Source organism: Flavobacterium sp. (genome assembly GCF_049318325.1).
Taxonomy (GTDB): domain Bacteria; phylum Bacteroidota; class Bacteroidia; order Flavobacteriales; family Flavobacteriaceae; genus Flavobacterium.
Genome location: NZ_JBMOGQ010000007.1, coordinates 26,061 through 38,817, shown reverse-complemented (window position 1 = coordinate 38,817; position 12,757 = coordinate 26,061). Strand labels below are relative to the sequence as shown.

General features: G+C 34.2%; 13 protein-coding genes. All 13 read left to right on the top strand.

Features of this window, described 5'->3' with window-relative positions:
- The first annotated feature begins 322 nt into the window (after positions 1 to 322).
- Positions 323 to 1,285, top strand: a complete 963-nt coding sequence (locus ACOYLP_RS01720) for a DUF4848 domain-containing protein (protein WP_422854447.1) — start codon at positions 323 to 325, stop codon at positions 1,283 to 1,285.
- Between the two features lie 147 nt (positions 1,286 to 1,432).
- Positions 1,433 to 2,071 carry a hypothetical protein gene (locus tag ACOYLP_RS01715; protein WP_422854446.1) on the top strand — a complete coding sequence of 213 codons (639 nt, stop codon included), beginning with the start codon at positions 1,433 to 1,435 and terminating at the stop codon, positions 2,069 to 2,071.
- A gap of 210 nt (positions 2,072 to 2,281) precedes the next feature.
- A complete protein-coding gene (locus ACOYLP_RS01710; protein ID WP_422854445.1) occupies positions 2,282 to 2,464 on the top strand; it encodes a hypothetical protein in 183 nt (60 codons plus the stop codon).
- A complete protein-coding gene (locus tag ACOYLP_RS01705; protein WP_422854444.1) occupies positions 2,415 to 2,855 on the top strand; it encodes a hypothetical protein in 441 nt (146 codons plus the stop codon). Before ACOYLP_RS01710 ends, ACOYLP_RS01705 begins: the two co-directional genes overlap by 50 nt.
- A 223-nt stretch (positions 2,856 to 3,078) precedes the next feature.
- Complete coding sequence (locus tag ACOYLP_RS01700; protein WP_422854443.1) at positions 3,079 to 3,267, top strand: hypothetical protein; 189 nt, start codon at positions 3,079 to 3,081, stop codon at positions 3,265 to 3,267.
- Positions 3,268 to 3,324: 57 nt separating this feature from the next.
- A complete protein-coding gene (locus ACOYLP_RS01695) occupies positions 3,325 to 6,012 on the top strand; it encodes a gliding motility-associated C-terminal domain-containing protein (protein ID WP_422854442.1) in 2,688 nt (895 codons plus the stop codon).
- A gap of 460 nt (positions 6,013 to 6,472) precedes the next feature.
- Positions 6,473 to 7,642: a T9SS type A sorting domain-containing protein gene (locus ACOYLP_RS01690; RefSeq protein ID WP_422854441.1), complete on the top strand. Its 1,170-nt coding sequence runs from the start codon at positions 6,473 to 6,475 to the stop codon at positions 7,640 to 7,642.
- Between the two features lie 299 nt (positions 7,643 to 7,941).
- Positions 7,942 to 8,526 carry an SOUL family heme-binding protein gene (locus ACOYLP_RS01685; protein WP_422854440.1) on the top strand — a complete coding sequence of 195 codons (585 nt, stop codon included), beginning with the start codon at positions 7,942 to 7,944 and terminating at the stop codon, positions 8,524 to 8,526.
- 302 nt (positions 8,527 to 8,828) lie between these two features.
- On the top strand, positions 8,829 to 9,785 hold the full coding sequence (locus ACOYLP_RS01680; RefSeq protein ID WP_422854439.1) for an aldo/keto reductase: 957 nt from the start codon (positions 8,829 to 8,831) through the stop codon (positions 9,783 to 9,785).
- Positions 9,786 to 10,015: 230 nt separating this feature from the next.
- On the top strand, positions 10,016 to 10,579 hold the full coding sequence (locus tag ACOYLP_RS01675) for a hypothetical protein (RefSeq protein WP_422854438.1): 564 nt from the start codon (positions 10,016 to 10,018) through the stop codon (positions 10,577 to 10,579).
- A gap of 194 nt (positions 10,580 to 10,773) precedes the next feature.
- A complete protein-coding gene (locus ACOYLP_RS01670; protein WP_422854437.1) occupies positions 10,774 to 11,466 on the top strand; it encodes a DUF1003 domain-containing protein in 693 nt (230 codons plus the stop codon).
- Complete coding sequence (locus ACOYLP_RS01665) at positions 11,463 to 11,819, top strand: hypothetical protein (protein ID WP_422854436.1); 357 nt, start codon at positions 11,463 to 11,465, stop codon at positions 11,817 to 11,819. Before ACOYLP_RS01670 ends, ACOYLP_RS01665 begins: the two co-directional genes overlap by 4 nt.
- Before the next feature lie 303 nt (positions 11,820 to 12,122).
- Positions 12,123 to 12,701, top strand: coding sequence for an NAD(P)H-dependent oxidoreductase (locus tag ACOYLP_RS01660; protein WP_422854435.1), 579 nt, complete (start codon positions 12,123 to 12,125; stop codon positions 12,699 to 12,701).
- The last annotated feature ends 56 nt before the right edge of the window (positions 12,702 to 12,757 follow it).

Genomic DNA, 12,757 nt, shown 5'->3' with positions numbered 1-12,757 from the left:
GAAAACCTATACCAAACCTTAATTAAAATGGTCAACCTATTTCAGGACAAGACACGAACAACAAAACCTGTTTCGGCAAAAAAACATTAATTTCGACTAATCAAAAGTCCTCAAAACAAAGTAGATTAGTTACTAAAGCGACAGAAACAAAGGAATATGAAGTTACGTGAAAATTGAAAATTCTTACATGGTGAAATTTTATTTTGCTGACACATCAAAAAAAAGTTAAGCAAATAGTTTTCAAAAAGCCTGCATTTGAAGACGAAACCTTAAGGCATGAACAAAACAGTATTTTATTTTAAACAACAAAATTTTTAACAAAATGAAAAAGTTAATCATGGCGATATTAGCTATCGCAATTTTTGCAGTAGCTTGCCAAAAAGCACAAACAATTGTTGAGCCTACCAGCATAAATAATAGTACAATTAAAACAAGAACTAATGAGGATGATGTTTACAAAACAGAGCATGGGTACCTGAAATTTAAGGATAGAGAAGTTTTCGATGTGCTTTTAATTGAACTCAATGAAATGAATGAAGACCAATTAAATCAATGGGAACAAAATCTTGGATTTGTCTCTTTGTATAGTTTAATGAAATCATCCTCCGCACCTGAAACAAATCTTAATAAAAATTGTCCTGATGATCTTTTGCTTCGTATCATAAATAGAGACGGCTTAATTCAAGTCGGTAACTTTGTATTCAAATCGGAAACGGATTTAGGTCTTTGTTGGACTCTAAATGAAAGTAATATTAGTGCAAATCTTACAGATCTCATATCAAGGGTCTTTGTACCTACAACCATGAATCGTTTTAACGAAAATTTAGAAGAAGATGTTTACGATCTACTTACGGCGGGAACAGTAGGAGTTTTTCAAGATCGAGTAAGAAGTAGTACTGAGCATAAGATTAACGATGATGTAACTAGCAGTAGTAATGTAGTTTGGAGAGCTGACTGCAAGAATGTTTATCAAGCAGCAGTTTTTTACTACAGCCTATTATCTGAGTTAAAATATATGTCACAGGGCACTATTACTTGGATTCAAATGGCAACATATATCAATTTTGAAAGTGGTACAAAAGTAAAATTTAAACCAAATAATAACCCTTGGCAAGGTTATTGGGCGCCTAGTTTATCCGTTGTATATGACAATAAACGTAATTGGAGACCATATGAATCCAGTAGAAAATTGACGAATTATGAGTTTATAGGTAAATTTAGATACGATAGCCAAGCTCCGGGTGCAACAGGATACAGATATGTCAATCTTTCAATATTTAAATAATCATTAAATTTCAAGGGGCTAGTAGCCCCTTGAAATTATTCTACAATTGAAAAGATGAAAAAATTCTATATAATATCCCTATTGTTCTCTTTTAAATCATATTCTTCGCCTGCTCAAAGGAATGAGATAAGTTTTATAGTAGGAGCAATGCATAACATTGCTTTTAGAACATCAGACGATAAAGTTGGGAGAGTTAGTTTTAAACGTCCAATAACTAAGACAATTGGTTTGGTTTTTGATAAGAAGATTTATAACAAATTCTACATTGAAATTGGTGGACAGATTGATGACTATGATTTAGGATATGATATGTCCTACTATTCACCCAACACTAATGGGTTAGAAATAAGTGCAGGTAAGCTTGGATTGGGTTGGCGACTACTGACATACAAGCTATTAACTTGTCTGCAATATCAACTAATTGAAAAGAATAATTTTCAAATCAATACTATAAGTGGTTTAAGTTTATCATATTTTAAAAGTAATAAACACTTTGATGATACATCTTATAATGTTGGAGGACCTGTTACATATAAGACCTTACCAGCTAAGCAACGGAATGGTTTAACAATTCTACCTATTTTGGGTATTGAGGGAAAGCAGAAGTTAATTAACAAATTTCACATCACGTTTCGACTATCTTACCAATTTGGTATTACCCAGTTTTTCCAAGATGAAACCCATATTTGGATCAAAGACAATCCCAGTAGCGGTTTTACTACGGCCAAGACATATATAAATGGATCAACAATACAGGGACATTTAGGAATAGGTTATAGATTTTGATGAATGACTGAAACCTCTTACAACCGTGGTTTTGCGTCAGTGTGGCTTTAGTACTAGGCTGAACATTTGTAGTCTCTATGAACATTCTCCCAACTTTATGCTTCAGTACTTTCTATCCCACACCGTACGCAAAGCCAAACCCCGTTATAGGCCATGCGTATGACCCAAAACATTAGAAAATAATTACATTTATTTGTTTAATTTTGACAAATGGAGAAGGTTGTTAAAATAATAAATCTGAAAGAAAAACAATCAGATTTTAGTTATTGGCAAACGAAAAGCCCAAAAGAAAGACTCGAAGCAATTGAAATGCTTCGTTCACAATTTATGAAATTCAAAAAAGATGTTCAGCCAAGACTTCAGAGAGTTTGTAGGATTATTAAATCAGCATAAAGTTGAATATTTAATAGTAGGAGGATATGCAGTTGGAATTCATGGCCATCCAAGATACACTGGCGATTTAGACATCTGGTTGAACCCCACTCCGGAAAATTCAGAAAGAATAATTCAATGTATCAACGATTTTGGATTTGGCTCTTTTAATTTGACAACTCAAGACTTTACAAAACCTGGGAATATTATTCAATTGGGATATCCTCCCCTTAGAATCGATCTTCTTACTGAAATCGATGGTGTGAGTTTTATCGAGTGTTACTCAAACAGAAAAGAAGTTGAAATGGATAACCTTTCTGTTAACTTCATTGGTTATTGGGATCTATTAAAAAACAAAGAAAAATCAGGCAGACTTAAAGACCTAGATGATATTGAAAACCTTAAGGACTAGCACGGCCTATAACATCGGTTTGGCGCAAGCAGGGCTGAGGGAATTAATTGATCTTTTTCACTATATTTGGCAGTAGATTTAACCATCAGCTGAAGTGCTCAAATGCCCTGCCAGCGCCAATCCTTGAACGTTAGCGGACACCACCAAAAGACAGCCCTAAATTCATGAAACTAGCGCAACCTTCTAACTAAACTAACTTTGTTGAAAGAAACGTAACCCGCTTTTGGAAGAACAGAAAACACTTTCGTTTATCCCAAATTACGCTATAGGATTTGAGGAACGAAAATTCCATTCTATTAGTTGGACTTACCCCGATATAGAAGATGTTGCCGATTGTTTAAAACAATTGACTTACAGATTCTTTTTCGTTTCAGCATTTCTAATGCCGAATCTAGGTTTAATATTTTATTAATATACATTTTACCTAGAAAATTCGTCCTTAATTTGATATTCAAAAAAAGTATGTAAAATGTATAGAGTAATCTTATTGTTACTTTTAGCGTCCTCCACAGTATTTAGTCAAAAACAAGCAAACATTTGGTATTTTGGAGACGGAGCAGGTCTTGATTTTAATACCACTACGCCTGTATTTTTATTGAATGGTCAAACAGATTTTCTCCTACCCATTGCTTGGAATGAATCATATTCCTCTATAAGTGATAGCTCTGGTGCACTTTTATTTTATAGCGATGGCGTTAGAGTATGGAATAAAACGCAAAATCATATGCTAAATGGCAATAATCTTCTTGGTCATCGATCTTCTTCTATGGGTTGTTTAATAGTTCCAAGACCAGGGAATAGCCGATACTTTTACATTTTTACCAATGACGCATTGGAAAATAATTTTCAGAATGGTTTAAGATATTCAGTTGTTGACATTTGCGGTGACAATACAAAGGGAGAGGTAATTTCAACCGCTAAGAATGTACCACTTTATACGTTGACTAGTGAACGATTAGTTTCTGTAAAACATAGTAATGGTTCGGATTATTGGATCATATCTCACAAATTTAATTCAAACGAATTTTGTGCATTCCTTCTAACAAATGCAGGTATTGTTGATACGGTAATATCGAATATTGGTCCAATAGATTCAGATGGTTGGGGAGAAATGGCAATTTCAAAGAACGGAAACAAAATTTCATATTGCATACCTACAATAGATACCACTAAAACTTCTGCTTTTATTGCTGATTTTAATGTAGTTACAGGTGCTGTAACGAATGTACAAATTTTATCAATGGGTGGACGTGAGTATGCCACATCTTTTTCACCTGACAATTCAAAACTATATTTTTCAACTGCCGGTATTGGAAATCTTTTTCAATATGATTTGAATAGCCTGAATTTGACAACATTAATCGCTTCAAAAAGTTATCTGTTTCAAAATGGTGCTGACCAATGGAGACACATGGCTCATGGCCCTGATGGAAAAATTTATATTTCGAGGACCGGTAAGAATTATTTATCAGCCATTTACAATCCCAATAATTTATATCCTAATTGTACTTATGTAGATACTGCAATTAATCTTGGTGGTAAATTTACTTCACATGGCTTGCCTAACTTTATTGCCGACTTTCAATATTCAAATACAATAACGGAATGTTACCATTATGATTCTATCGTCCAAAGCATTTGCCAAGGTCAATCCTATTTAGGTTATTCTTCAACGGGAATTTTCATTGACACATTAATAGGTAATAACTCATGTGATACTATTAGAATTCTCAACTTAACTTTTCTGCCACATAGTTCGGAGAACTTAACCGATACTATTTGTCAAGGCAATTCATATTTAGGTTACACTTTTACAGGTATTTATATTGATACATTAATAAGCAGTAATGGATGTGACAGTATTAGAACATTGAACTTAACTGTACTTCCAAATAGTTCAGCTAATATAACACAAACGATTTGTCAAGGCAATTTATATTTAGGTTACACTTCTACAGGCACTTATGTTGATATATTGATAGGCAGTAATGGATGCGATAGTATTAGAACCTTGAACTTAACCGTACTTCCAAATAGTTCAACTAATATAACACAAACGATTTGCCCAGGCAATTCATATTTAGGTTACACTTCCACAGGTATTTATATTGATACATTAATAAGCAGTAATGGATGTGACAGCATTAGAACTTTGAACTTAACCGTACTTCCAAATAGTTCAGCCAATATAACACAAACGATTTGTCAAGGCAATTCATATTTAGGTTACACTTCCACAGGTATTTATATTGATACATTAATAAGCAGTAATGGATGTGATAGCATTAGAACCTTGAACTTAACTGTAATTCAAAATAGTTCAACCAACTTAATTCAAACTATTTGTCAGGGCAATTCATATTTAGGTTACACTGCTACAGGTATTTATTTTGATACATTGATAAGTAGTATTGGATGTGACAGTATTAGAACGTTGAATTTAACCGTACTTACAAATAGTTCAACCAATTTAATTCAAACTATTTGTCAGGGCAATTCATATTTAGGTTACTCTACTACAGGTATTTATGTTGACACCTTAATAAGCAGTAATGGATGTGACAGTATTAGAACGTTGAACTTAACTGTACTTCCAAATAGTTCATCAAACTTAACCCAAATAATTTGTCAAGGCAATTCATACTTAGGTTACTCTTCTACGGGTATTTATATTGACACATTGATAAGCGGTAACGGATGTGATAGTATTAGAACATTAGATTTAAAAGTAGTACCTAAACTATATGATACTATTCGCCACAAACTTTGTCCAGGAGAAAAATATTTTTCTTATAACCAACCCGGTATTTATATTGACACATTTATAAATTTATTTGGCTGTGATAGTATAAGGATTCTTAAATTAGAATTAGATGAATATTTATGTTGTCAGATATTTGCCCCAAATGCTTTTACCCCAAATAGAGATAACATGAACGATGAATTCTTGATAAAAGGAACATTCGATGAATACAATATTATAATTGTAGACCGATGGGGTAATATTTTATATCAAAGCACTAACTCATTTTTTGGATGGGACGGTAAATGCAAAGGTGTGGAGATGCCAATAGGAACTTATTATTATCTATTTAAATACAGGTGTAATAACTCAGAGATAAAAATGTTGAAAGGTGATATTACATTGATTAGATAATTTTCAAAAATACACCAATACACGAGGTGTAACATGCGCTAAAAAGCAAGAAGGGCTTTAGAACAAGTGCTGAACATTTTTTTTATCTTCATCTTTTTGAAGAAATTAAGCAGAAGTGCATTCTATTCCCTTCCCTACTCTAGCGCCAAACCGTTGTTTACAATGAGCGAAACATAATTGATTTAATAATTAAACTCTTCAATTTAAAAGAAAAGTATGATGGAACGTAAAGAAAAAAGACCACATAACAACAAATTTGTACAATAGCAGCGAACTAGCAATTCAAGCGAATTACTTCTAATGATCCTTTGATTCTAAAATGAAGCGAAATACCTTTGAATACGCTGCTGTACAAATTCGCAACCGTTGGGCCCAATGCTAAAAGACCACAGAATAGTATTAACTTCGTAACCAAAATATAAAGTATGGTATCATCACTATAAACACTGACGACAATAAAATGAAAACAACAATCAATTTTATACTTGCTTCACTAATCCTATGTTCAAGTTTGTCCGCACAGCAAATCGGACACACAACCGTTACATTTATTGATTCGTTGCGAAACAATCGCCAGATTGCAACAGAGATTTATTATCCTGCCACATCAGCAGGTAACAACACTCCGATTGCGGCAGGAGTTTTTCCGCTCATCACGTTTGGTCACGGTTTTGTTATGGTATGGAGCGCGTACCAAAACTTTTGGGACTCACTTGTTCCCGAAGGATATATCCTGGCGTTTCCAACTACAGAAGGCAGTTTCTCGCCAAACCATGCCGACTTCGGAAAAGATCTTAAATTTCTCATTGCAAAAATTCAGAGCAGTGGAGTGGGAGCAGTTATTCCATCAGCAAGTGTTGGAACTACATCAGCCATCATGGGACATTCTATGGGAGGCGGATGTACATTCCTTGCCGCAGAAAATAACCTGACGATTACAACCATGGTTTCGTTTGCCTCTGCAAATACAAGTCCATCTTCAATAACTGCCTCGCAACAGGTTTCAGTGCCAACTTTATTGTTCAGCGGAACTAATGATTGCGTAACACCTCCTTCACAGCATCAGGACATTATGTATGATTCTACAGCCGCAGCGTTCAAAACACAGGTGAACATAACGGGGGGCGGACACTGCTTTTTTGCAAATTCAAATTTCAACTGCACATTCGGAGAAACCACTTGTTCACCCAGCCCAACCACAACAAGAGCAGAGCAGCAATCGATAACAAATAATTTCCTTAAACTTTGGCTTGCTTATTTTCTGAAAGGTGATTGTCAAAAGGCCCAGGATTTCCAGGATTCATTGTCTATGAGTTCTAAAATAAGTTATCGTCAAAGCCAAGCTATTGGATGTCCTGCAGGAATTACCAACACGAATTTTTACCCGTACACATTTAAAGTTTTTCCAAATCCTTTTTCTACACAGACAACTATACAAACAGACAATCTTTTACATAACGAAACTCTCACGGTTTACAACTGTTTCGGGCAGAAAGTAAGGGAAATAACCAATATTTCAGGCAACACTTCTACATTGTATCGTGACAATTTACCCAATGGATTTTATTTCATTCAACTGACCCAGGACAACAAACAAATTGAAACAAAAAAGTTAATCATCACGGACTGACATAGAAGACATCAGCGCTGGGCATAACAGCGGGTTTAAGAAATTGGCGGTTCAATGGTTAAATGAACATTTGTGTTCCGTATCAAGTGCAGTATTGGCATATAGTTTAGTGCTCCGAAATCGCCAACTTCTTAAACCAGCCAAACGTTAGCAGTCAATAAACCGACTCTGAAAAATCGAGTTTCAAAAGTCCGATAACGATGAAGAAAATTTATAAACTATAACTAATTCTGAATCATTACCTACTTTTGACGTTGTTCAGAATTATAAATAAAACAATTAAACACTAAAATAAAAAAATGAAAATAGTAACAATCATACTTGTAGTAATCTTAATAGCGTTTGCATTTGTCCAACTTTATTTTATACTTGCACAAAGAAATATTGAAACATACCCTTATACAGTCAAAAAAAAATATAACCGATTTGAAATAAGAAATTATGAAGCTACTTTATTTACATCGGTAAAACTCTCCACAAAAGGATATAAAAATTCTTCAGGTCAAGGCTTCTCTATTTTAGCGAGATATATTTTTGGAAATAATGAAAGGAATGAAAAAATATCTATGACTTCACCTGTTTCAATTTCGTTAGAGGATTCAATGACAATGATGTTTATGGTTCCAAAGAAATTAAATAAGGACATGCTTCCTAAACCTAATCAATCAGGTATAGAATTTAGGGAAGAACCTGCAAAAACCGTTGCTGCTATCAGATTTAGCGGATGGGCTAATGAAACTAAAATAGAAAAGTATAAACAGAATTTAAAAGCAGCATTAGATGCTGAAGGTATAAAGTATTCTAATCAATTTTATTTTTTTGGTTATAATGCACCTTATGAAGTTTTTAATCGAAAAAATGAAGTTATAGTTGAATTGCAATAAAATACTTTATACAAATAATAACTAAGCTAAGAAAATTATTAAACTAATTTATAAAAGAAGTAAAACAACCACTAACATTGGCTTTGCGTCAGTATGGTCCCGATAGCTATCGGGATACTAGGCTGAATCCCGAACCTTCGGGATGCTTTCTATTAGCTTTTGTACTAAATTTGACCTTAAGTGCTTTCTATTCCACACCGAACGCAAAGCCTAAAACTTTTATCAGCAAGCTTAAGAGACGACTTTAACTAAACAAAAAGATACAAAAGCGACAGATAAAAACTTTATAAAACATTGAAACAATGAAGGAAACAACAACATTAGGACACAGTACTATATCAGTTAATAGAATTGGACTTGGCTGTATGGGTATGTCAGAGTTTTATGGTTCTTTTAACGAAGAAGAATCCATTAATACATTGCATAATGCCATTGACTTAGGAGTGAATTTTTTCGATACAGCCGACATGTATGGTTGGGGAGCAAATGAACGACTATTAGGAAAAGCATTCAAAGGACGGTGGAGTGAACTAATTTTAGCGACCAAGTTTGCTGTAATGCGAGGACCTAAGGGTGAATTTCTTGGGCTTAACGGTAAACCAGAATACATAAGACAAGCTTGCGAACAAAGTCTTCAAAATTTGGGAGTTGATGCAATTGATTTGTATTACATGCATCGGCAAGACCCTAAAGTAGAAATTGAAGAAATTGTTGGTGCAATGAGTGACTTGGTAAGACACGGAAAGGTAAAACACTTAGGCATTTGTGAAGCGAATGTTGAAATGATTCGAAGAGCACATGCAGTTCACCCACTTGCAGCCGTGCAAAACGAGTATTCTTTGTGGAGCCGTGAAACTGAACAAGGCATTTTGGATGTGTGTCAAGAACTCGGAATCACCTTTGTCGCATATAGTCCTCTTGGGCGAGGGTTTTTAACAGGAGCAATCAAAAGTCGAGCAGATTTAGAAACAAGTGATTGGCGTCTTACACTTCCTCGTTTTACGGACGAAGCGATCAAGGAAAATCTAAAATTTGTAGAAATTGTGGAGCAAATTGCACAAGACAAAAAAGTTTCCAAAGCACAAGTTGCTTTAGCGTGGGTGCTATCTCAAAACGATGAAATCGTGACTATTCCAGGTACTAGAAATGTTCACCGTCTAGAAGAGAACTTAGGTACATTTAAAGTGGATTTAACCAAAACCGATTTGGCTACAATACAAAATTCTATGCCATCAGAAACAATTGGAAATCGCTATTAGTATTGTACTATTTTGGCAACATATTATTTAATACTTCAACTTCAGACAGAAAAGCCTAATGCTAACATTAGTTTTAAATCAGTGTGGCATTTGTAATAGGCTGAATACTTGTACTTTCTATTAGCTTTTGTACTAAATTTGAACTTCAGTGCTTTCTATTCCACACCGACCGCAAAGCCAAAAAACGTTAGGCGTCAGCATATTGAAAACACGACAAAACACGACAAAAAATGAAAAATATATTTAAACAACATTTTCCAATTATTAAATGGCAAGGACTGATTTTCATTTTTCTTCCTTTCTTATTAGCCATTTCAAGTTGTACTAAAACTTATAACTGCGGAAAAACTAATTTAATTCTGTCATTAAATAATAAGACAGCTGATAGTTTGAGTGATTTTACAATTTACAAATTTCAAAAAGGGACAAATTTTGGTGCTTTATTGGATAGCGTTAGAGTAATTAACGGTGCAGGAGTTTATTTTGAAACGGTAAACAATAAGACAAATGTGTTCACACAATGGGCGGACTACAGAATGATTGGAGAATTTGATTGGAAAGTACACTTTTATTCAACGACTGTAAATAATGGATTGAAAGAAATTTCAATATCTAGCATTGAGGAACAAAATGAAACGATGAAATGTAAAAAGACTGATTTCGCAACTTCACCAGATGGTTGCGAATGTATGAATACACTAAAATCCTATAAACTTAATGGTGTGTCTGGTGTTGTTGGGAATAAAATTAGTTATAATGATTATGTTGGTTACGAAGTAACATTAAACCCTTAATTTATTTATGTGACCGAAAAAAAACTATCGCTAACATTGGCTGTACGTAAATGTGGCATTTCTACTAGGCTGTATCCCGAAGCTTCGTGATACTTTCTGTTAGCTTTTGTACTAAATTTGAACTTTAGTGCTTTCTATTCAACAACGAACTCAAAGCCAAATCATGTTAGCGGTTATTTTTAAAGCCACTCAAAATGAAAATAAGCCATATAAGCAAACAAGAAATTCAGAAGGGTGAAGACGTAAAGGGTCAGGATATCAGAGCAGGGGTTTTCAATTTAATCAAATCCGAATTCCCGGACTTTGACCAAGAGAATCTTATAACAATAGATGAACTAAATCAATACAGACGACTTTATTTGACATCATTAATTACTCAGGAAAAAGGAGAAATTGCAGTAATTGATAGAGATGTAATGGAAGCAATAAAAAATAATTCTATTCTTTCCGAAAACATTCAGGACGAAATAGAAGCAGACCTCACGTTCGGACAAAAACTTGCTGACAATGTTGCTGCATTTGGTGGTAGTTGGACATTCATTATCACTTTTTTTTCTTTCATTTTAATTTGGATGATTATTAATATTTGGTTTTTAGCCACACGACCCTTTGACCCATTCCCCTTTATACTTCTTAATCTAATTCTTTCTTGTTTGGCGGCAATTCAAGCACCAATTATTATGATGAGCCAAAACAGACAGGAACAAAAAGACCGGCAAAGAAGCGAACACGATTACAAAATCAATTTAAAGGCAGAACTTGAAATAAAATTGTTGAGTGAAAAAATAGACCATTTATTGGCACATCAAAATAAAAAACTACTGGAAATTCAAGAAGTTCAAACAGACTATTTAGAAGACCTAATGAAAGAACTCAAAAAGAAATGAAATTAGAAAACCGCAAACAGAAAGTAACTCCACTACCTCACTTCTTATTCAGACTAGGAAGGTATGGACTGTTTGCTTTAGGCTTAGTAGTATTTTCTGTTCTGTTAGGAACATTTGGCTATCATCATTTTGGGCAAGTTTCTTGGCTTGATAGTTTTCATATGGCTTGTATGATTTTAACAGGTATGGGACCAGTTGTAGAAATGACAACACCGACTGCAAAAATATTTTCATCTGTGTATGCTCTTTACAGTGGAGTTGCATTTTTAAGTATTACTGCTGTTTTCTTTGCTCCTATAATTCATAGACTTTTGCACATCTTACACGTAGAACAAGACGACAATGAAAACTAACGAACGGAAGAGAAAAACAACCAATAACATTGGTTTTGTCTCAGAGTGGCTTTTATACCAGGCTGTATCCCGAAGCTTCGGGCTACTTTCTATAAGCATTTTTACTAAATTTGAACTTGAGTTCTTTCTATTCCACACCGAACTCAAAGCCAAATCACGTTAGCTGTAATGGTTCGACCGCGCAATAGACAGACTATCGTGTCTACAAAATATGGCATTTCACTAAATCTAAAAGTGTGAATGAGGCAAATCAATTATACAATTGTGTAAAGAACCTGAATTATAATAATCCGAACTTGCTGTATGAAAAAAATATTAATTATCAACGGACATCCTGACAAAGAAAGTCTTTGTTTCGCTTTGGCAGAAAGCTACAAAAAAGGAGCTGACTCTAATGGAGCCCAATGCCAATTGGTTCATTTGGTTGATTTGAATTTTAACCCAATACTTAATTATGGCTATCGGGTTGTTTCAGAACTTGAGCCAGATTTGCTGAAAATACAACAAGACATTTTACAGGCAGACCATTTGGTTTTTGTTTATCCAAATTGGTGGGCAACTTTTCCTGCTCTTTTGAAAGGCTTTTTTGATAGGGTCTTTCTACCCAATTTCGCTTTTAAGTATCACGAGAAAGGACCCTTCTGGGACAAATTGTTAAAAGGAAAAACCGCAAGACTAATCGTAACCATGGACACACCAAAATGGTATTATTGGTTGGTAAATAGAAATGCTGGACACAACGCAATAAAAATTGGTATTTTAGAATTTAGTGGTATCAAACCAGTAAAAATAACAGCATTTGCAACTGTAAAATCATCAGATAATGCGAAAAGAAAAGATTGGCTTGATGAAGTGGAAACATTAGGAAGAAATCAAAAATAATTTATTCCGAAGTTGCTTTAATTAAAAAACCTGCCAACAGATTTGTAGAGCATTTA

Excerpts from the sequence above, each read along its gene's own strand:
- ACOYLP_RS01720 (WP_422854447.1), top strand. The coding sequence starts at position 323 with ATGAAAAAGTTAATCATGGCGATATTAGCTATCGCAATTTTTGCAGTA.
- ACOYLP_RS01715 (WP_422854446.1), top strand. The coding sequence starts at position 1,433 with ATGCATAACATTGCTTTTAGAACATCAGACGATAAAGTTGGGAGAGTT.
- ACOYLP_RS01710 (WP_422854445.1), top strand. The coding sequence starts at position 2,282 with ATGGAGAAGGTTGTTAAAATAATAAATCTGAAAGAAAAACAATCAGAT.
- ACOYLP_RS01705 (WP_422854444.1), top strand. The coding sequence starts at position 2,415 with ATGTTCAGCCAAGACTTCAGAGAGTTTGTAGGATTATTAAATCAGCAT.
- ACOYLP_RS01695 (WP_422854442.1), top strand. The coding sequence starts at position 3,325 with ATGTATAGAGTAATCTTATTGTTACTTTTAGCGTCCTCCACAGTATTT.
- ACOYLP_RS01690 (WP_422854441.1), top strand. The coding sequence starts at position 6,473 with ATGAAAACAACAATCAATTTTATACTTGCTTCACTAATCCTATGTTCA.
- ACOYLP_RS01685 (WP_422854440.1), top strand. The coding sequence starts at position 7,942 with ATGAAAATAGTAACAATCATACTTGTAGTAATCTTAATAGCGTTTGCA.
- ACOYLP_RS01680 (WP_422854439.1), top strand. The coding sequence starts at position 8,829 with ATGAAGGAAACAACAACATTAGGACACAGTACTATATCAGTTAATAGA.
- ACOYLP_RS01675 (WP_422854438.1), top strand. The coding sequence starts at position 10,016 with ATGAAAAATATATTTAAACAACATTTTCCAATTATTAAATGGCAAGGA.
- ACOYLP_RS01670 (WP_422854437.1), top strand. The coding sequence starts at position 10,774 with ATGAAAATAAGCCATATAAGCAAACAAGAAATTCAGAAGGGTGAAGAC.
- ACOYLP_RS01665 (WP_422854436.1), top strand. The coding sequence starts at position 11,463 with ATGAAATTAGAAAACCGCAAACAGAAAGTAACTCCACTACCTCACTTC.
- ACOYLP_RS01660 (WP_422854435.1), top strand. The coding sequence starts at position 12,123 with ATGAAAAAAATATTAATTATCAACGGACATCCTGACAAAGAAAGTCTT.